At 35.5% G+C, this 20,611-nt stretch carries 17 protein-coding genes; 13 read left to right on the top strand and 4 right to left on the bottom strand.

Annotated elements, in window-relative coordinates; all coding sequences use genetic code 11:
* Window positions 1–75: 75 nt before the first annotated feature.
* The 7 genes from SKM54_RS08130 (at window position 76) to rapA (ending at window position 7,808) form a co-directional block, all read left to right on the top strand.
* On the top strand, window positions 76–459 hold the full coding sequence (locus SKM54_RS08130) for a DUF962 domain-containing protein (protein WP_321095098.1): 384 nt from the start codon (window positions 76–78) through the stop codon (window positions 457–459).
* Window positions 460–753: 294 nt separating this feature from the next.
* Window positions 754–1,377, top strand: coding sequence for a thiamine phosphate synthase (gene thiE / locus SKM54_RS08135; RefSeq protein WP_321095099.1), 624 nt, complete (start codon window positions 754–756; stop codon window positions 1,375–1,377).
* Window positions 1,378–1,406: 29 nt separating this feature from the next.
* Window positions 1,407–2,711 carry a glutamate-1-semialdehyde 2,1-aminomutase gene (hemL, locus tag SKM54_RS08140; protein WP_321095101.1) on the top strand — a complete coding sequence of 435 codons (1,305 nt, stop codon included), beginning with the start codon at window positions 1,407–1,409 and terminating at the stop codon, window positions 2,709–2,711.
* Between the two features lie 87 nt (window positions 2,712–2,798).
* Window positions 2,799–3,215, top strand: coding sequence for a GlcG/HbpS family heme-binding protein (locus SKM54_RS08145; protein WP_321089624.1), 417 nt, complete (start codon window positions 2,799–2,801; stop codon window positions 3,213–3,215).
* Between the two features lie 130 nt (window positions 3,216–3,345).
* Window positions 3,346–4,050: a phosphopantetheine-binding protein gene (locus tag SKM54_RS08150; protein WP_321087010.1), complete on the top strand. Its 705-nt coding sequence runs from the start codon at window positions 3,346–3,348 to the stop codon at window positions 4,048–4,050.
* A gap of 132 nt (window positions 4,051–4,182) precedes the next feature.
* Entirely contained in the window at window positions 4,183–4,827 is a 645-nt protein-coding gene (locus SKM54_RS08155; protein ID WP_154773400.1) for an RluA family pseudouridine synthase, read from the top strand.
* A gap of 152 nt (window positions 4,828–4,979) precedes the next feature.
* On the top strand, window positions 4,980–7,808 hold the full coding sequence (gene rapA / locus SKM54_RS08160) for an RNA polymerase-associated protein RapA (RefSeq protein WP_321095102.1): 2,829 nt from the start codon (window positions 4,980–4,982) through the stop codon (window positions 7,806–7,808).
* Between the two features lie 105 nt (window positions 7,809–7,913).
* Here the strand turns inward: rapA and SKM54_RS08165 are convergent, their stop codons facing one another.
* Window positions 7,914–9,140: a pyridoxal phosphate-dependent aminotransferase gene (locus tag SKM54_RS08165; RefSeq protein ID WP_171501338.1), complete on the bottom strand. Its 1,227-nt coding sequence runs from the start codon at window positions 9,138–9,140 to the stop codon at window positions 7,914–7,916.
* Window positions 9,141–9,361: 221 nt separating this feature from the next.
* On the opposite strand from SKM54_RS08165, the gene SKM54_RS08170 reads away from it, so the two are divergent.
* Complete coding sequence (locus SKM54_RS08170) at window positions 9,362–9,544, top strand: hypothetical protein (protein WP_154773402.1); 183 nt, start codon at window positions 9,362–9,364, stop codon at window positions 9,542–9,544.
* A 55-nt stretch (window positions 9,545–9,599) separates the two neighbouring features.
* Here the strand turns inward: SKM54_RS08170 and SKM54_RS08175 are convergent, their stop codons facing one another.
* Window positions 9,600–11,039 (bottom strand): sensor domain-containing diguanylate cyclase, encoded by a 1,440-nt coding sequence (locus tag SKM54_RS08175; protein WP_154773403.1) that lies wholly within the window; start codon window positions 11,037–11,039, stop codon window positions 9,600–9,602.
* Window positions 11,040–11,236: 197 nt separating this feature from the next.
* Window positions 11,237–12,019, bottom strand: a complete 783-nt coding sequence (locus tag SKM54_RS08180; protein ID WP_154773404.1) for an A1S_2505 family phage non-structural protein — start codon at window positions 12,017–12,019, stop codon at window positions 11,237–11,239.
* A gap of 222 nt (window positions 12,020–12,241) precedes the next feature.
* Between SKM54_RS08180 and uvrB the strand changes: the two genes are divergently transcribed.
* The 5 genes from uvrB to SKM54_RS08205 all read left to right on the top strand — a co-directional run bounded on the left by uvrB (window position 12,242) and on the right by SKM54_RS08205 (window position 19,689).
* Window positions 12,242–14,269 (top strand): excinuclease ABC subunit UvrB, encoded by a 2,028-nt coding sequence (gene uvrB, locus SKM54_RS08185; protein ID WP_321089629.1) that lies wholly within the window; start codon window positions 12,242–12,244, stop codon window positions 14,267–14,269.
* Between the two features lie 97 nt (window positions 14,270–14,366).
* Window positions 14,367–14,957: a lipocalin family protein gene (locus tag SKM54_RS08190; RefSeq protein ID WP_248103741.1), complete on the top strand. Its 591-nt coding sequence runs from the start codon at window positions 14,367–14,369 to the stop codon at window positions 14,955–14,957.
* A 150-nt stretch (window positions 14,958–15,107) separates the two neighbouring features.
* Window positions 15,108–16,052 carry an EamA family transporter RarD gene (rarD, locus tag SKM54_RS08195; protein WP_321095104.1) on the top strand — a complete coding sequence of 315 codons (945 nt, stop codon included), beginning with the start codon at window positions 15,108–15,110 and terminating at the stop codon, window positions 16,050–16,052.
* A gap of 170 nt (window positions 16,053–16,222) precedes the next feature.
* Window positions 16,223–17,992, top strand: a complete 1,770-nt coding sequence (locus SKM54_RS08200; protein WP_248104079.1) for a hypothetical protein — start codon at window positions 16,223–16,225, stop codon at window positions 17,990–17,992.
* 239 nt (window positions 17,993–18,231) lie between these two features.
* Window positions 18,232–19,689, top strand: coding sequence for a glyceraldehyde-3-phosphate dehydrogenase (locus tag SKM54_RS08205; RefSeq protein ID WP_171501341.1), 1,458 nt, complete (start codon window positions 18,232–18,234; stop codon window positions 19,687–19,689).
* A gap of 60 nt (window positions 19,690–19,749) precedes the next feature.
* Here the strand turns inward: SKM54_RS08205 and SKM54_RS08210 are convergent, their stop codons facing one another.
* Entirely contained in the window at window positions 19,750–20,604 is an 855-nt protein-coding gene (locus SKM54_RS08210; RefSeq protein ID WP_321089632.1) for an SDR family oxidoreductase, read from the bottom strand.
* Window positions 20,605–20,611: the final 7 nt, after the last annotated feature.

The following is a 20,611-nucleotide window of genomic DNA, read 5'->3' on the forward strand; positions in this document are numbered from 1 at the left end:
CTAGATTACAAAGAAGTGGCTTTAATTTGAGCAAAAAATGGTTTAACGTGTTTAAAAAATATCAGGAAGATATAAATGAACATCAAGATGGATCAAAATTTCAATGTCGATATTCAACAAGAATACACATTACCAATTAAAAATTATCATGAATTTTATCGTTTTTATTTAACTGAGCATCGAAATATTATGAGCCGTCGCTTACATGTTGCAGGCAGTAGTATTGGCTTATATTTTTTTGCAAAAGGCATTAAACAACGTAAAGTAAAATATTTTGCCTATGGTTTGTTGTCTGGTTATGCGTGCGCTTGGATTGGTCATTTCGTATTTGAAAAAAATAAGCCTGCTAGCTTTAAACAACCTATTTATAGTTTTATTTCAGACTGGAAAATGTTTTCAGATGTTTTACGTGGCAACTTAAGCTTGAAAGATAGATCGCTTGATAGAATTAAAAATTGATGTAAATATATACAAAATTATCTGATTGGTGAAAATATTCTTATGATTCGTATAAAAAAATAAAATAAATGCTCTATTCTTTGTGAAAATAGAGTAGAGTAATCGAACATTAAATTTATTTAATGAAAAAATACAGAGTTTCCAAACCTAGAGTGACCTCTCTAGGTTTTTTTTATGCTTAAAAAAAGTAATAATCAAAATCCACCATAAAAATTATAAATTCCATTCGGTTTCACTGATTTATTATCTTGGGTTGTGAGATAATTCAACTTAAGACAAATTTCGGCAGATGTTATGCGCGGTTTATATTTAATTACGAATGATGATCCTATTGAACTTTTATTAGCGAAGCTTGAAGGTGCAATGGCAACTTATGAAGTGGCTGTATTGCAATACCGTCGTAAAAAAGTGGTTGATAAAGAAGCCAAAGCCTATGAAATTGGCTATATGAAGCATTTGTGCGATCAATATAAAGTGCCTTTTGTGATTAATGATGATTTAGATGCAGCAGTTGAATATGGCGTAGGCGTGCATTTAGGTCAGGGCGATGGTTCAATTGCTGAAGCTGTAGAACGCTTACATAAAAATGTACTCATTGGTCGTAGCTGTAATAACTCTATAGAATTGGCGGAACAAGCCATTGCTGATGGCGCAAACTATGTTGCTTTTGGTGCAATTTATGCCACAGGTACCAAGCCTGAAGCGGGTAATATTGGTCTGGAAACGTTAAAACAAGCAAAAGCGAAGTTGAATGTACCTATTTGTGCAATTGGTGGTTTGACTGTTGAAAATAGTAAAGAAGTGATTGAAGCAGGTGCAGACCTTTGTGCTGTGATTAGTGATGTTTTAGGTCGCTCAATGTCTACAGTTGGTCAACGTGTGTATGATTGGTCAGAATTATTTGCTGAACAAGCTTAATTTTTTTATTTTTGAGTTGAGTGATTTTCATGAGTTTATCTCCAAAGCAAGAACAACTGTTTAAACAAGCAAACAAACATATTCCTGGTGGCGTGAATTCACCTGTACGTGCATTTAACAGCGTAGGTGGAACGCCAGTATTTATTGAAAAAGCACAAGGTGCTTACCTTTATGATGTTGATGGCAAGCGTTATGTCGATTACGTTGGTTCATGGGGACCAATGATTTTAGGTCATGCTCATCCTGCAATTATTAAAGCTGTACAAGATGCCGCTGTAGATGGTTTAAGTTTTGGTGCACCAACGGTTCACGAAACAACTTTGGCAGATATCATCTGTGAAATTATGCCGTCTATTGAATTGGTTCGTATGACCAATTCAGGTACTGAAGCAACAATGACCGCAATTCGTCTTGCACGTGGTTATACAGGTCGTGACAAAATTGTGAAGTTTGAAGGCTGTTACCACGGTCATTCAGATTCACTATTAGTAAAAGCAGGCTCTGGCTTGTTAACAAGTGGTGAAGGTGAGGCGACATCGGCAGGTGTACCAGCAGATTTTGCTAAACATACACTAACGCTCCCATATAACGACATTGCTACTTTAAAAGAATGTTTTGCTAAATTTGGTTCTGAAATTGCAGGTGTAATTGTTGAACCTGTTGCAGGCAACATGAACTTAGTAAAACCAATTGATGGTTTCTTACAAGCCATTCGTGATGTATGTGATGAACATGGTTCAGTATTTATTATTGATGAAGTAATGACAGGTTTCCGTGTGGGTTTAGGCGGTGCTCAAGCGCATTATGGCGTAACACCAGACTTAACGACTTTAGGTAAAATCATTGGTGCGGGCTTACCTGTAGGTGCTTTTGGTGGTAAACGTGAAGTGATGGAATGCATTGCACCACTTGGTAAAGTTTATCAAGCAGGAACATTGTCGGGTAACCCACTTGCAATGCGTGCAGGTATTGAGATGTTCAAACATCTTCGTGCTGAAGGTTTTTATGAAAAACTAACAGCGCAACTTGAAAAGCTTTTAGTAGGTTTACAAGCGGCTGCCGATGAAGCAGGTGTACCGTTTAAAACTCAGCAAGTTGGTGGTATGTTTGGTTTGTACTTTACAGATCAACAAGATATTACTAGCTTTGACTCTATGTTGAAATGTGATGTAGATGCATTCCGTAAATTCTTCCACGGTATGTTGTCACGCGGTGTAAACCTTGCACCATCAGCATTTGAGGCAGGTTTTATTTCTGCTGCACATTCAGATGAAGATATTGAATTTACCATTAAAATGGCAAAAGAAGTATTTGCAGAAATAAACAACAAATAGTCTATAAATTAGCTAAACTAAAGTCCGTAGTAGATTTACTGCGGGCTTTTTTTAAGCATAAATTTTAGAATAATTTAAGGACATTTTATGAAAACTACACACACTTTAACTTTAGCAGATGCAGAATTTTTATTAGATCAATCACAAAAATATGCTGTTGAACATTCATTTAATGTCAGTATTGCTGTTGTAGATGTGACAGGTAGTCTTTTGATTATGAAACGTATGGATGGCGCTGCACCAATTAGTGCAACAATTTGCCAAGAAAAAGCAAAATGTTCTGCATTAAGTACAAAACCTTCTAAAGTATTTGAAGATATGATTAAAAATGGTCGTAATGGCTTTCTTTCAATTTCAAACTTTGTTGGTTTATTAGAAGGTGGTTTACCAATTGTTTATGAAGGACAAGTGGTTGGTGCTGTAGGTGTTTCTGGTGTTCAATCTCACCAAGATGCTGAAATTGCTCAACATGCAATTGATAAGTTTTTAGCTCAAGCGGGTTAATAAAACTCTAAATAGCGATAGTTAGATTTGTTTATTATTTAAATTTTGTCTATCTATCGCTTATTTTTTATATTATTTCATCATTGAATTACTCGTATAATTCATTTAATTGTCCCAAATCTTTTTCTCAATGTTCTATTCATTTCCAAAGAAAATTCAGTTACAAGCCAGTTTAGCCAAATGGGCACTTTCATCTACAGACAGTGTTTTACTTATTCTTGGTTTAGATGAATTACAACAAGATCAAAATTTTGAACATTCAGAATTGAATCAACATTTAACGAGTTTAGTTAAAAAAGCGAAAACGCTAGAAATTCCAATTGTATCTTTAAATACAAATGAACTTATGAACGGCATGATGTTTTTAGGTGAGCAAGTGAGCCTAAGAAAACAGCTTATTGTTACGGGAAAAATCACAGCTCAAGCAAAGCAATTAGTTGAATATTTGGGTTCAGTTACTGAAAATATTTGCGTGATAAATGATGCAATTTTACTTTCAAATATTGAACAACATATTCAATGGATTGAAAGTATTTCTAAGCAAAAATATCATCATACAAACATTTATACTTTATTGCGTTTGTGGACTTTAAGTGCGCCCAAAGAATTTATTCTTTCAAGTAAAGGAATTTTGTTGTCTATTGCAGAAGCTTTAGATATAGAAGCATTAGAAATTGATCCAACTATAGATTTAAAAAATTACGGATTAGATTCTGTATCTATAGTGAGTTTAGTTGGATTATGGCGTGCAAATGGCGCAAATATTCAATATGAAGATTTTACAAAATATCCAACACTTGAAAAATTATTGGCTTATTTAGTGAATCGGCAGTAAAAAGCGTAAATTGAAAATTTTATTGAGATAAATCGGAAATTTCGTCGGTTATTAACGCTTTAAACATTGTATTTTAAACCTAAGATTCTTATCATTGCTCGCTTGTTTTCGTGATCAGATTGGAATAGAAACTTGAGTAATTTTCTAAGCGAACACCTGATTCATCGTGATGAAGATTTCATGGTGATTCATAAACCAGAAGGAATACTCACTGTTCCCGGGAAAACAGCCGATTTACAAGATTGTGTCATCAATCGCTTATTAGACATTGAACCTAAAACGTTGCTTATCCATCGTTTAGATCGTGATACATCAGGTATTTTGGTTTTCGGTTTATCTAAATTTGGTCAAAACAGAATTTCGCGTCAATTTCAAGAAAGACAAACTTCAAAAATTTATCAAGCCGTTGTTGCCGGACATTTAGAAGGTGAGGGAACTGTAGATGTTCCTGTCATTTATGATCCATCTCGACCGCCATTGCATATTGCAGAACCATCTCATAATAAACCTGCGCTAACACATTGGCAGGCAACAGAACATTTTCAAATTCAGGGACAAGATGTAACTCGCGTAAAACTTACGCCAATTACAGGTCGTTCTCATCAACTCCGTGTACATATGCAATATTTAGGTCATCCAATTATTGGAGATACTTTGTATGCAACAGAAGAACAGCAAAAGCTTTCTGAAAGACTATGTTTACATGCGGAAAGATTAAGCTTTAATCATCCAAAAACAGAACAGCCAATTGATTTTTATTGTGCTGTGCCTTTTTAAGATGAAAGTGTTTCAAGAGATTTAATTTAGCTCACTTTTTAGTGGGCTTTATGTCAAAATATATTGCTTAAAGGTGTGGTTTTTTGATCAAATGCTAATCAATGGCATTGGATAAAAAATACATCCTAACTTCTAGATAAAGGTGGAAAAAATTGCAGCAGTTTGCTATTGGTCAACGTTGGCTTTCAGACACAGAAACAGAACTTGGTTTAGGAGTTCTCATTGATGTAGATGAGCGATCGGTCAGCATTTTATTCCCCAAAAGTGATGAAACTCGTGTCTATGCACGAAGCAATGCACCTTTAACCCGTATTATCTTTAATACTAAAGATGAATTAATGGATCAAGAAGGCACAACGTGGATTGTTGAGTCTTTTGAAGATCGCAATGGCGTTATTCGTTACGATGTTATTCGTACTCTTGAAGATGGTACGGAAGAGCGTAAATCTTTAAATGAAACCCGTATTGGCGCAACAATTCAGTTATCTAAACCGCTAGATCGTTTACTTGCAAGTCAAATTGATTATAAAGAATGGTACGATTTACGTATTGAATCTTTGCTTATGCAAGCGAATATGAAATCTAGTCCATTACGTGGCATGATTGGTTCGCGTGTGGGTTTAATTCCGCATCAGCTTTATATTGCACACGAAGTAGGTCAGCGTTTTGCACCACGTGTTTTACTTGCCGATGAAGTAGGTTTAGGTAAAACCATTGAAGCAGGTTTAATCATTCATCAACAACTTAAAACGGGTCGTTCTGAACGTATCCTAATTTTAGTGCCAGATTCACTGCAATATCAGTGGATGATTGAAATGCGTCGTCGTTTTAATCTTCAATTTTCATTGTTCGATTTAACACGTACTGCGTCTATTAAAGAACATGATCCAGATTTAAACCCATTCTTGACAGAACAATGCATCATCGCAAGTGTCGATTTAATGATTGACCATGATGATTTACGTGAACAAGCAATGGAAGCAGGTTTTGACCTTCTTGTTGTCGATGAAGCGCATCATTTAATGTGGAGCGAAGAAGATGGCGGAAACGATCGTTATGACTTGGTTGAAGAACTAGCACAACAAACTGCGGGTGTATTGTTACTCACAGCAACACCTGAACAGCTTGGTGTAGAAAGTCATTTTGCACGTTTACGTTTGCTCGATCCGCAACGTTTTAGTGCTCTAGATCGTTTCTTAGATGAAGAAGAGCAATATCAACAAACAGCTAAAATTGCTGAAGTGTTGATGTCTGACTTACCTTTAGAAGAAGCACATTTAGCTGCAATTGAAGGCTTATTAGGTCATCGTATTGAAGATCATCCTGAACAGCGTTTCCGTGCAATTCACGAATTATTAGACCGTCATGGTACAGGTCGTATTTTGTTCCGTAACACACGTGAAGCAATTCAAGGCTTCCCAGGTCGTGATTGTCAGCCTGCACCTTTACCAGCACCAGAAAACTGGTCTAAAGAAGGTAAACTACGTGAACAAATGTGGCCTGAAGAAGCACAATTAGACGGTGCTTGGATGGAAACAGATCCACGTGTTTCGTGGATTATGGAAATGCTTCGTACGCAGTTAAAACACAAAAAAGTGTTGTTAATTGCACGTAGTGGTCCAGTTGTTGAAGCTTTAGAAAATGCACTTCGTATTCATGCAGGTATTCGTACCGCAATGTTCCATGAAGGTATGAGCTTACTCGAGCGTGACCAAGCTGCAGCTTATTTTGCTGAAGACTCTTATGGCGCACAAATTTTATTATGTTCGGAAATTGGTTCAGAAGGTCGTAACTTCCAATTTGCATCTGACTTAATTCTATTTGATTTACCTGCAAACCCAGACGTACTTGAACAACGTATCGGTCGTTTAGACCGGATTGGTCAAGAAAAACGTATTCAAATTCATGTGCCTTATTTGCTTGGTACTGCACAAGAACGTATGTTCCGTTGGTACAACGAAGCTTTAAATATTTTTGGTAATATTTCACCTACAGCGCAAACTTTACAAGAAAACTTTATTGTAGATTTAAAAGACTGTTTGCTTACAGATATGGGGCAAAAGTTTGAAGAGTTACTTGAAGCGGTTGTTGTTCAGCGTGAAGCTTTAGAAGCAGAACTTCAAAATGGTCGTGACCGTTTGCTTGAGTACAACTCTTGCCGACCTATTGTGGCGCAAGAAATTGTTCAAGCACTTGAAGATTATGATGACAACACGACTTTGCCAATGTTTATGAAACGCTTTATGGCGTCTACAAACATCGATTTTGATGAGCAAAGTAACGGTACGGTTATTATTAAACCAACCGACCAAATGCAAGTTCAAGGTTTAACACTTGATGAAGAAGGCATGACGGCAACGTTCTATCGAGATCAAGCACAAATTCGTGAAGATGCTGAGTATTTAACGCTAGAACATCCATTTACAGAAAGCGTAATGGAAATGATTGGTACGCAAGGTTTTGGTAGTACAAACGTTGCTGTACTTAAATCTGCGGCTTTACCACAAGGTTCTGTGCTTCTTGAAGTTTGGTTTAAGGTAGATGTTGTTGCACCAAAAGCATTGAACTTACCATCTAGCTTACCGCAACAATTAGTACGTGTATTATTAAGTGAAAAAGGTCAGGATTTATCTCAAAAAATTGCACCTGAAATTTTAAAACCTTATATTCATCACTTAGATGGTAATAGCTGTCGTCAGGTTGTAAAAGCACGTCGTGATATTATTGAAGCGCGTTATGCACAAGCTTTAGATATTGCAAAAGCAGCTTTACCAAACTTCAAAGAACAAGCGAAAGAAGTGTATGGTAATAAGTGGCAATATGAAATTGACCGTTTAACTTACTTAAAACAATTTAATCCAAGCATTCGTGAAGATGAAATTGCACGCCTACAAAAATTCCAAAAAGAAGGAATTAGTTTGTTAGATGGATTGGCTGTAACACCAGAAGCAATTCAGGTGATGGTTGTTGTGAAACCATAAGTTAGAATAGTAAAAAAGCACCTTCGGGTGCTTTTTATTTGCTTATATTTTTCACATAAAAAACCCGCGAAAATCGCGGGTTTTTTAAATCTGTTTTAAAGCAGATTATTTTTCAGCAGCAATAGAAGCAATTGCAGCATCTACGCCTTCAATTGAGTCTGCAGCTTTTTTGATACGTGCAAGTGCATCAACAAGTACTTCGTCAGCAGTTGCATAAGAAATACGCATGAAACCGCCTAAACCAAATGCATCACCAGGAACAACTGCAACACCAGTTTCTTCCAATAACCATTCAGAGAATTCTGTGCAAGATTTCAAACCTTTCGCACGAATTAACGGACGGATGTTTGCGTATGCATAGAATGCACCATCAGCAGGTAAGCAAGAGATACCGTTGATTTCGTTCAAGCCGTTTACAACTAAGTCATGACGACGTTTGAATGCTTCAATCATTGGCTCAAGAACATCTTGAGGGCCATTCAATGCAGCTTCAGCAGCAACTTGTGAAATAGAAGTTGGGTTTGAAGTAGATTGAGATTGGATTTTTTTCATTGCACCAATAAGCTTAGCAGGACCCGCTGCATAGCCAATACGCCATCCAGTCATTGCATATGCTTTAGACACACCGTTAAGAACGATAGTGCGGTCATAAAGGTCAGGTGCTACAGTTGCAATGTTGTAGAATTCATCATCCCAACGAATTGGTTCGTACATATCATCAGAAGCGATATAAACTTCTGGGTATTTACGAAGAACTTCAGCTAACGCTTCTAATTCAGCTTTAGTGTAGATCATACCTGTAGGGTTTGAAGGGCTGTTTAAAACAACTAAACGAGTTTTGTCAGTAATCGCTGCTTCTAATTGAGCAGGTGTGATTTTGAAACGTTGCTCTTCACCACATTTTACAATTACAGGAACGCCTTCAGCGATGATTACCATATCTGGGTAGCTTACCCAAAATGGCGCAGGGATAATAACTTCATCACCTTTGTTTAACAAAGCTAAAGCTAAGTTAAAAAATGATTGTTTACCACCACAAGAAACCAAAATTTGGTTTGCAGCATAGTCAAGGTTATTGTCACGCTTAAATTTAGCAATAATTGCTTTTTTAAGACCTGGCGTACCGTCAACAGCCGTGTATTTTGTGAAACCATTGTTAATTGCTGCAATTGCTGCATCTTTGATGTGTTGTGGTGTATCAAAATCTGGTTCACCAGCACCCAAACCAATAACATTTTTACCTGCAGCTTTTAATTCAGCAGCTTTATTGGTAACAGCAAGTGTAGGGGACGGTTTGATGGCATTTACACGATCAGAGAGACGTACGTCCACGGCAGTATTCCTTCTTATGGGGTTTAAAAAATAAAAAGCATTTAATCTTATCCTAAAATGAGGCTGTTGGGCGTACATAATCTTTACAAAATCATAAAAAAAGTAAAAAAATGATAAAGCTCATGCATTTCCTTATATCCAATTTGTGCATTTAAGCGCAAAGGGTCGCGAAGCTTTCAAAAATTACGTACAATATGTGCAGTTATAATTGAGTGAATCTAATGAGCACCCAAAATACTCCCAAGAAAAAACCTGTGGTAAAGCTACCTTTCCCTGTGAAAGAAGTAAACGATGCAAAAAGTGCAGATGAGGAAGTGGAAGGTTTACGTCCTAAACCAACACCTTATGCTGACCGTACTTGGATGCCTCCACGTGGTACACGTCGTTCGATGGGTAAACGCTAAAAAAATAGGTGCATTAAGCACCTATTTTTTTTAATTTTAATAAACTCTTCAGCTATTAAGGCGTTGCTTTTAAGCCTTCGTAAAACTCTCTCTTCTGAACATACATAAGTTGATCTGCACGTTTTAGCATATCTTCAATTCTTTCATTTTCTTTAGAAGTTGCAGAACCAATAGAGAAACTAATTGGTTGATTAGAATAAAATTGATTATCGATGTGAATGAGTTCAATTAAGGCATCTAAGCAATTTTGTAGTGCTATTTCATCTGCACCTGGTAGTAAAACAACAAATTCATCACCGCCAATACGAGATGTGCTATAAAGCGTGTTTTGAATAAGTTGTGTCAAAATCCCGCCTGTACGTCTTAAAAGATCATCACCAACATCATGTCCTTGAGTGTCATTAACAGGTTTTAAACCATTCATATCCATAAAGATACAAGAAACGGGACGTAATGAATTTCGCTCTAAGCGATTAATTTCAGCAGTAAAGAAAGAGCGATTATAAAGCTTTGTTAAAACATCATGTTTACCCAAATATTCTAAATAGTTCTCTGCTTTTTTACGTGCTGTAATATCGGTTAATGCCAGTTGCGCCATGCTCCAATCATTTTCAAAACCAGGGAAAATAGTAAATTGAAGTAAAACATGTCGAATACTGCCATCTAAAGCGTAGTTCACAGCTTCACATTGATGGTGAATGTTGCCTTTCCAAAGTTCGATAAGTTGTCCACGGAAAGTTTGCAGGGTTTCAGGGCCAAATACTTTATAAATATTTTGCAGTAAGTGCTCTTTAGATGAAGCACCAAATAAATTTAGCGTTGCTTGATTTACATCAATAATTGAAATATCACGTAGACATTCAACAATAAAATCATTGTGAACATCTAAAAAAGTAACAAAGTCTTCAATACCTAAAGCTTTTAAATGATCTAGACGAGTTTTGATTCGACTAAAATCTTCCACCCATAAAGACGTGGGTGAATAAGTGAAACGTGCTTCTGCAATTGAACGACTGCGCATTTCTAAGCGGCAAGCATCTTGATAAGAAGTAATATTTTCTGTGCTGAGTAAAATGAGTGATAAATCATTTTCATGACCAGGTAACACTGTTCCTCTTAAATGAATATCAAGGCGTTTACCAGATAATGAATAATTCACAGCAGTATTTGAAAAACTGAGCTCTTTCTTCCAAAGCGCAAGTAACTCATGTATATGGCTTTCTGCCATATCATTGCTAAAAATTTTGCTTAAATTTCCCCGTAAATGATCTATATCTTTAGCTTCATAAAGATCTAAAGTTTTCTGATTTACTTTAATAATTTTAATTAAATTTGCGCAGTGTAAAACTCGAGAAGTATCTTCTTTTAAAAAGGTTTCTAAGTCTGTTACACCATCACTTTTCCATAGATCGAATTGGTTTTTGACTGCACTAAAATCTTCGAGCCAAAAAGGAATGGGGGACAAATCAAAAATAGAAGAATCAAGAATCTCCATTTTATTAATACCTAGCATTTTTATATGTTCTAATGTGTGAAATATATCACTAAAAAGTAAGTAATAACATAAGGATAGTGATGGAAGTGTTATGAAATATCTATTATTTTTATATTGTTAATCGATTTTATGAAACATACATTAATTAAACATAATATATGTTTCATGTGTTTGATTTGGGTGTAAAAGAGTAATGATTATTTTTTGGCTTTATGTGCAGGTTTGGGGGCTGATATTTCACGTGAACCATTCCATACATCTATAAAGTCAGATTCATTAATTATGTAGAGTTCGAGTATTGCCAATACAGCTCCACCTAAAATGAAACGTGATGCAGAAAGCGCTGGAAATTGAACTGCTTTTGAACTTAAGTTGTGTAAAATATCTTCAATTTCAAAAGTTCGATCTCGACCATTACTGTCATTTGGATACATTTGAGTGTTAATGATAATTTTCGCTAGGCTAATTTCATTGTCAGTTAAGTTAAATTGTTCAAGTGAGCGTTCATCTTCTTGAGCCGCATAAATACGGTCTTCATTAAAAAGTTCATGTAGAAATTTTTGATTGAGTTTAGGTAATGATTTTTCTACAAAAGGTCGAAAAGAAGCAGGAAAAATCACATTATGGCTAATGCCTTTAAACATCGGTGCGATTTCTTCAACTTTATAGCCTGCAATTCCACAGCCAATAGATGTTAAAAAATATTTATTTTTCGGATGATTTTTTGTATAAGTTTTAAAATCATCAATATAGTGCTGAATTTGAGAAAGTGGCATTTGTTGTAAATGCTCATTCATAGTTGGAATTGCAAAGCTTTGACCAGACCATCCACGACCTACGCCATTCAGCGCACCAAAATGCTCTAAAGCAGTTTTTGCCGCGCCAGAACTATGTTCACCTGCCAAATTACTTCCAAAGACAAAAGTAGTGTCTTCAGCTAAGGTTTTAATAATGCTTTCATCGTGATATTGGTAAGTCATGGCGTGCTACTGTATCTAGATTCTTCACTTCATGTTGCCTTTGAATAGCGGAGGGGTCAAGCAAAACTTAGTCAAAAAAAACTCTATAAAAATTGAATAAAACATAAAGACATTGATCAATTTTTTAACAATAAAATGAATGAAAAATTATGATTATTCTTTGTTGTGAGTGCGAATCTGCTAAAATCTTTTGTTCTAAAAATATATTGAGTAATAGATCTAGTGAGTGAGCATCAACCTTTCGAATTAGTAACTAACTATGCGCCAGCAGGTGATCAGCCTCAAGCGATTGAAAAGCTAGTACGTGGTGTTGAACAGGGTTTACGTGATCAATTATTACTTGGTGTAACGGGGTCGGGTAAAACCTATACCATGGCAAATGTTATTGCTAAAACGCAAAGACCAACTATTGTTATGGCACATAATAAAACTTTAGCAGCCCAACTTTACGGCGAATTTAAAGCATTTTTCCCACATAATGCGGTCGAATATTTCGTGAGTTATTACGATTATTATCAACCAGAAGCTTATGTGCCATCTTCAGATACTTTTATTGAAAAAGATTCGTCTATTAACGACCATATTGACCAAATGCGGTTATCTGCAACGCGTTCATTATTAGAACGTCGTGATGCCATTATTATTGCATCTGTTTCTGCAATTTATGGTTTGGGTGACCCAAATGCATATATGAGCATGTTGCTTCATATTGTGCAGGGCGATTTCATTAATCGAGATGACATTATTCGTCGTTTGGTTGAAATGCAATATTCAAGAAATGAGCTTGAATTTTTACGTGGTACTTACCGTATTCGTGGCGAAATAATTGATATTTTCCCTGCGGAATCTGAACAACATGCTATTCGAATTGAACTATTTGATGATGAGGTTGATTCGATTCGTTGGTTTGACCCAATTACAGGAAAAATGGTACGGAAAGTACCACGGGTAACAATTTATCCAAAGAGTCATTATGTAACGCCAAAAGATAATTTAGAGCGCGCAATTGGAACCATTAAAGAAGAATTAAAAGAACGTTTAGTTTTCTTTCGTGAAAATGACAAACTGCTTGAAGCTCAGCGCATTGAACAGCGTACACGCTACGATTTAGAAATGATGCAACAGTTGGGTTATACCAACGGTATTGAAAACTATTCACGTCATTTATCGGGGCGCCCTGCGGGTGAAGCACCACCTACATTGTTTGATTATATACCCGATGATGCATTGCTCATTATTGATGAATCTCACGTGACAGTTCCACAAATTGGCGCCATGTATAAAGGTGACCGTTCACGTAAAGAAAACTTAGTAAATTACGGTTTTCGTTTACCAAGCGCATTGGATAACCGACCAATGCAATTTGATGAATGGGAGCGTATTGTTCCTGCGACAATTTATGTGAGTGCAACGCCTGCACGTTATGAATTAGAAAAATCTCAGCAAATTGTAGAACAAGTTGTACGTCCTACAGGTTTGATTGACCCTGAAATTGAAATTCGTCCTGTGTTAACGCAGGTTGATGATGTTCTTTCTGAAATTAATATTCGTTCTGCGATGAATGAGCGTGTTTTGGTCACAACGCTGACCAAGCGAATGGCGGAAGATTTGACATCCTATTTAAAAGAATATGGTGTAAAAGTCGCATATTTACACTCTGATATTGATACTGTTGAGCGTGTTAAAATTATTCATGATTTACGTATGGGCGTACATGACGTTTTAATTGGAATTAACTTATTACGTGAAGGCTTAGATATGCCTGAAGTATCTTTGGTGGCAATTCTTGATGCTGACAAGGAAGGTTTTTTACGTTCTGAAAGATCGCTTATTCAAACCATTGGTCGTGCTGCACGTAATTTGAAAGGTAAAGCAATTTTATATGCAGACCGCATTACAGATTCTATGCAAAAAGCGATAGATGAAACAGATAGACGTCGTACCAAACAAATCGAATTTAACAAAGAGCATGGCATTACGCCACGTAGCGCAGTTCGCCAAGTGATTAAAGAAATTGATACGGGCGAGGTGTTAGATGATGATCAAATTGAACGTCAAATTTCAGAGCAAGATAAAGCAATTACAGCAGATGAACACCATTTAATGTCAGATCCAAAACTGTTTGCTAAGCATTTAGCGAAACTTGAAAAGGAAATGATTAAAGCCTCTAAAGAGTTGCAATTTGAACAAGCCGCTCGTTTAAGAGATGAGATATTACGTTTAAAAGCACAAATGATTCAGTTGAGTTAAATAGTTGAAATGTTTATTACATTTTTCAACATTTCAAGCTTAAAAAATAAGCTATTTTAAGAGTGAGAACATTAAAAATTTAACGAAAGGTGTATGTATGACAAAAGGAAGCGTTCCTAAAGCAAGTTATAAGCTTGCAAAAATTGCACTTGGTGGTGCAGTTTTAGTAGGTTTGGGTATGGCGACTATGGCATATGCAGAACAAAAGCCATTACATACGGTTGAAAAAGTTGAATTAGATAAATACTTAGGTGTTTGGTATGAGGTTGCTCGAAAACCTTTATCTTTCCAGAAAAAATGTGCAAGAGATATTTCCGCACGTTACACATTAAATGAAAATGGCAATGTTGTTGTAGATAACCGTTGTTATGATCAAGAAGGAAAATTGAGTCAATCTTTGGGTGAAGCATATGTGCAAAATGCACCTTTTAATTCGAAGTTAAAAGTAAGTTTCTTACCTGAAGCAGTTCGTTGGTTGCCTGTAGGGCGTGGTGATTATTGGATTCTTAAACTAGATGAAGATTATCAAACTGTTCTTGTCGGTGAGCCGAATCGTCAATATATGTGGCTACTTTCACGTGATACAGATGTAAAACCAGAAGTACTAAATGAGTATTTAGATTATGCAAAATCTGTTGGTTATGATTTGTCTGATTTAATTCAAACACCGCATACCAATAAAGACTAAACTTTATAAATAAAAAAGCCATGTTTTGACATGGCTTTTTTATTGAGTCTGTAAACTTTTATTTTTAGTTTAGAGATTTAGCATATTGAAATAGATATACTGAACATTAAAGAAATTTAGAACATGATATAAAGTGAACAGGGGTTGAAGATGTACAAAGGCGTAGCATTGTCGGTTTTGGCATCTCTTACTTTTGGTGTGCTGTATTTTTATACAGAAGTTTTAAAACCCCTAAATAGTGAAGAAACCTTTGCATGGCGAATGCTAGCAACAATTCCATTTGTTACTTTATTAATGTGGTGGATGGGCGACTTAAAACTTATTTCCGATATTTTAAACCGTGTAAAAAAACAACCTATATTAATTTTGTGGCTTATTTTAAGTTCCATATTGTGTACATCTCAATTATGGCTTTTTCTATGGGGACCTATTAACGGTCGGGGTTTACAAGTTTCATTAGGGTATTTTCTTTTACCTTTAGTAATGGTGCTCATAGGCTGTGTGCTTTATAAAGAGAAATTAACCAAGTGGCAGATTGCTGCAATTATGCTTGCTAGTGTAGGTGTAGGGCATGAAATTTGGCGTATTGGTTCTATAGCTTGGGAAACAGCTTATGTTGCGCTTGCTTATCCGTTATATTTTTATTTACGCCGTGTATTTAAAACAGATAATTTAGGCGGTTTTTGGTGGGATCTAGCTTTAATACTGCCACTTTCTATTTATTTGGCATTTGTGTATAGCGATACCATTTCAATTATTACAGCATTTCCATATTTAGTTTTATCAATTATTGGTTTAGGCTTTTTAAGTGCGTTAGGTTTGGGTAGTTATATTCTCGCAAGTCGTTATTTACCGTTTGTGATTTTTGGTTTGTTAAGCTATTTAGAACCTGTGCTTTTAGCATTTGCTTCAATATTACTTGGTGAGCGTGTTCATGCAGCCGAGCTATTTACTTACATTCCAATTTGGATTGCAGTATTGCTTCTTGTGATAGAAGGTACTTTGCATTTAATTCGTCAAAAGAAAAAGCAAGATGAACTTAAAATAAATGCCAAAAACTTGGAAGCTCGAATAGTGAGAGATGAAGATAAATAAATTTAAATTGAGTTGATTTAAATTTGGATATTTGCATGGAAATTACTTTTATTTTCTAAAAGAAAATTTTTCTTAATATATTATTGATTAAATATAAAAATGACAAGATATAAGCTATTATTTGCACAAATAATATTTAGATTAATGATCTTTAAATCAAGGGGCTTGGTGTGCAGTCAAATGCTATTCCATATCAAATACGTGCAAAATTATTGCAACTAGAGCCAAGTTTGGATTCGGATTGGCATCTTACGGTTCTAGAAGTTCTTAAAGATGCAGAGCAACAATTATGTGAAGATATTGATAGTCAAATACTAAAGCCCAAGGAAATTCATTGGAATCGCCTTGCGAATACTTTTGAATATAAAGCAAATACAAGTTTAGCAATTTTAAGACATCGTCTTACGCATCCTAAAATGGGCGAGTTTGCTAAAACATTAAGCGAGTCATTAGAAAGTTTAAAAGAACTTAGTGATAGTTTAAAAATTGCAGATTATTTAGAAAATGCAATTGAGCAAATTAATCAAATACAAGTTGAAGAGGACTTTGTACTTCAACGTGAGAAAATTTTAATTCATCGTACATTTTTATTAAATGCTGCAAAAATTATTAGAAGAATAAAAATAGATGAACTTCAAGGTTTAAGAAATTTAACGGAAGAAGAAATTAAAGGTTTTATTGTAGAAGTCTATATTAAGCAGCAACTTCTTGATTATTGGTATAAACCCTTATTAAAGAAGGATTCTGAACTAAATAAACTGCCAATCTTTAGATATTTGATTTTACGTGAACAAAAGGTTCGCCATTTTCATATTGTTAAAACGTCATCGTTTATTTATCTCGTTGCACCTGTCATGCATGTTGAAAATAACCCGTATTCAATTCGACGTTTTTTAATTGAGGAGCAGGGTGCGCTTCCAGATCAAATTTTCTTAAATGCAATTGTGCTGGATTTATCGAAGTCTGAAGAAATTCAGTATATTGAAAATTTAAAAAGCTTAATTAAGCGAATGGTGACTATTCAAAGTCAAATTCATTTAGATGTGATAGATGTTGTTCATCAACTAGAAGAAGTTTATGAAGATAAACTGATTCCTTTATTAATTGAACCTATTCAGTTTGTCGCAAAAAATGCAGATGTTGTTGCACAAATGCATTTAAAGAAATTTGAAAATGTATTAACAGGCGAGTTCTTTTCATTAATGCATGTGGCATCGAAAAAGCATTTATCTCATATAGAAGAATTTGATTATTTATATTTAAAAGGGCATCGATTACTTTCAGAATTATTGGCATATTACAGAGAGTTTAAGTCTCAACCATCATTAATATTTAATCATTATGTGCAAATGTTTGAATATAAATTATTTGCTTATGTGAAGTTACTTGAAAAACGCAAACAAGAATGTTTTGTTCCATTAAATGAAAATGATTGGAATTTTATGCATGAACGTTCAATGCAACCTATTCGTGCTTTGCAGTCTACAATAAGCCAGAACCTTGTAGATTATCGTGAACTTAGAATGTTTATTAATAAGTTTAAACGTGATCAAACAAAGCAGACATCGTTGTTAAAGCGCATGATGAAGTCAGATCAGGCAGAAAATGATTTGCTTGATGCTCAAAAATCTTCTATTGAATTAAAGCGGAAGATTTTCATGAGTATTCTAGATATTCCTCGCTCTTATCCAAATGCGAGCGTATTTATTGAATTTGAAAGTATGCATAATTTTACCGATAAACAGCGACATTATGCATTTCCATGTGGTGACAATGGCTTAACACGGTTGCCAATTTTATTAAGTGTACCAGATACCTATACAGAGTTTGATGTAGAGGAGTTTAATGCGCTTATTCAATACGATTTAAATTTTTCGTCATCTTCTAGAGCTGAAAAAATAGGTTTAGATGATCATTCACCTATTTCGTATAGCGTGTAAAGGTATTAATTGCATGTAATTTCATCAATTAAATGAATTATTTAAAACCGCTAAATATACGATTTAGCGGTTTTATTTTTTAAATCATGAAAATAATTGCTACTATTTCATAAATTTATAATGAATATACAAGAAAATAGTACAGTCTTATTCAGCTTTTGATACAAAGTTGCCTTTAATTCCATTACAATTATGGGGTTTATATATTTATGATTCGCAATTAATTAGAGGACGTATCTGTGAGCAAAGACAGTATCATTGCCCTACATACAGAGCACCAAGGTCGCTGGAAAAACCGTGAGGAACTAGCGGAACGTATGATTGCCCTAGTAGGTCAGTTGTATCGTGAAAAGAATATCGTAGTTACAGTTTATGGTCGTTCTTTAATTAACCGTTCTGTAATTCAGATTTTAAAAGCTCACCGCCGTACACGTGTATTAGACGTAGAGCTTTCTGCTGTTCATACTTTCCCAATCCTTGAAGCTTTGGCGAAAATTGAAAATATTGGTTCTGCAGAAGTAGATTTAGGCAAACTCGCAGTTGAATTCAATGCTAAAGGCGGCGATATCAATGCGTTTGTTGCAGAAGCTGTAAAACCTTTAGCGGGTAAAGACACAGCTGTAGAACATAAAGATGTTGTTCTTTATGGTTTCGGTCGTATTGGTCGTATCTTAGCGCGTTTAATCATTAGCCAATCTGGTCTTGGTCGTGGTTTAAATCTTAAAGCGATTGTTGTTCGTAAATCATCTGATGGTGATTTAGAAAAACGTGCTTCACTTTTACGCCGTGACTCTATTCATGGTCCATTTGCAGGCACAATTTCTGTAGATGAAGAAAACGAAGCAATTATTGCAAACGGTAACTTTATTAAAGTTATTTATGCATCTAACCCTTCTGAAGTTGATTACACAGCTTACGGTATTAACAATGCATTAGTCATTGATAATACGGGTAAATGGCGCGATTCTGAAGGTTTAGCTCAACACCTTAAATGCCCAGGCGCTGCACGTGTAATTTTAACTGCACCTGGTAAAGGTGAGATGAAAAACGTTGTATATGGCGTAAACCATGCAGACATCTTAGATGAAGACACAATCATCTCTGCTGCAAGCTGTACTACAAACGCAATTACACCAACACTTAAAGTGTTAAACGACAAATACACAGTGATTAATGGTCACGTTGAAACAGTTCACTCGTTCACAAACGACCAAAACTTAATCGATAACTACCATAAAGCTGACCGTCGTGGTCGTGCTGCTACATTGAACATGGTTATTACTGAAACTGGTGCTGCTAAAGCTGTTGCTAAAGCACTTCCTGTTCTTCAAGGTAAATTAACAGGTAACTCTGTACGTGTTCCTACACCAAACGTATCTTTGGCTATTCTTAACCTTACTTTAGGTCAGGATGTAGATCGTGATGAAGTAAACGAATATATTCGTCAAATTTCAATCAATTCTAAGCTACAAGGTCAAATTGGTTATACAAACTCTACAGAGGTTGTATCTTCTGACTTTATCGGTTCGCGTACTGCGGGTGTGTTTGATGCGCAAGCAACAATCACTTCAGGTAACCGTTTAACAGCTTATGTTTGGTACGATAACGAAGTTGGTTATAGCTGCCAAGTATTACGTATTGCTGAACAAATGGGTGGCGTAAGCTACATTAAAGTTCCTGCTGAAACAAATGCATAATTTGTGATGTAGACAAAAAAAGAGCCTCAATTGAGGCTCTTTTTTTATGTGATATTTGAATTATACAAGTAAAGATTTAATCGTTTCTTCAAGTGACGTAGTCGGGCGATTTAATAAAGTTTCTAAGTCTTTACTATCACTTAGCATTGCTCCATTTTGAGCTTCAATATCTGCTTCAACAATCACATTAACTAAACTTTCAGGTAAACCTGCTTGTAAAAGACCTTGTTTGTAATCTTCAGAGGATAAGTTGGTATAAGCCACAGTTTTATTGCTAACTTTCGAAATGGTTTCTGCCAAAATTTCTAAGTTAAATGCAGTAGAGCTTGCCAATTCATAAATTTTATTTTGATGAGATTCGCTAAGTAATACATTTGCAGCAGCTTCCGCATAGTCAGTTCGTGGCGCTGCGCTGATTTGAGCATTTTGAGTTGCTCCATATAAAATGCCTGTTTCAATATTATGAGCAATACCTGCTAAATAATTTTCGCTATACCAATTATTTCTTAAAAAGGTATAACTTAATCCGCTTTCACGAATCAATTGTTCGGTTTCACGGTGTTCTTGTGCTAAACCTAAAGGCGATTTGTCTGCTCGTAAAAGACTTGTATAGGCAATATAAGGGACTTTGGCTGAAACAGCAGCGTCAATAACAGCTTTATGTTGCGGTGTACGATGACCTACTTCGTTCGCTGAAATAAGTAAAATTTTATCTATACCTTGTAAAGCAGGAACAAGCGTAGCAGGTGAGTCATAATCGAAATAACGAATATCAACTCCTTGTGCTTTTAAATGTTCTGCTTTTTCTACATTGCGAACTAAGGCAACAATATTTTCAGCTTGAGTTTGTTTTAATAGGTGTTGAATAACGAGTTGACCAAGTTGACCCGTTGCGCCAGTAATTGCAATTTTCATATTTTAA

This window comes from Acinetobacter faecalis, from assembly GCF_034187745.1.
Lineage (GTDB): Bacteria > Pseudomonadota > Gammaproteobacteria > Pseudomonadales > Moraxellaceae > Acinetobacter > Acinetobacter faecalis.

Bases quoted from the DNA above. Each gene is read 5' to 3' on its own strand.
- SKM54_RS08130 (WP_321095098.1), top strand. From the start codon at position 76: ATGAACATCAAGATGGATCAAAATTTCAATGTCGATATTCAACAAGAA.
- thiE (WP_321095099.1), top strand. From the start codon at position 754: ATGCGCGGTTTATATTTAATTACGAATGATGATCCTATTGAACTTTTA.
- hemL (WP_321095101.1), top strand. From the start codon at position 1,407: ATGAGTTTATCTCCAAAGCAAGAACAACTGTTTAAACAAGCAAACAAA.
- SKM54_RS08145 (WP_321089624.1), top strand. From the start codon at position 2,799: ATGAAAACTACACACACTTTAACTTTAGCAGATGCAGAATTTTTATTA.
- SKM54_RS08150 (WP_321087010.1), top strand. From the start codon at position 3,346: ATGTTCTATTCATTTCCAAAGAAAATTCAGTTACAAGCCAGTTTAGCC.
- SKM54_RS08170 (WP_154773402.1), top strand. From the start codon at position 9,362: ATGAGCACCCAAAATACTCCCAAGAAAAAACCTGTGGTAAAGCTACCT.
- SKM54_RS08175 (WP_154773403.1), bottom strand. From the start codon at position 11,039: ATGGAGATTCTTGATTCTTCTATTTTTGATTTGTCCCCCATTCCTTTT.
- SKM54_RS08180 (WP_154773404.1), bottom strand. From the start codon at position 12,019: ATGACTTACCAATATCACGATGAAAGCATTATTAAAACCTTAGCTGAA.
- SKM54_RS08190 (WP_248103741.1), top strand. From the start codon at position 14,367: ATGACAAAAGGAAGCGTTCCTAAAGCAAGTTATAAGCTTGCAAAAATT.
- rarD (WP_321095104.1), top strand. From the start codon at position 15,108: ATGTACAAAGGCGTAGCATTGTCGGTTTTGGCATCTCTTACTTTTGGT.
- SKM54_RS08210 (WP_321089632.1), bottom strand. From the start codon at position 20,604: ATGAAAATTGCAATTACTGGCGCAACGGGTCAACTTGGTCAACTCGTT.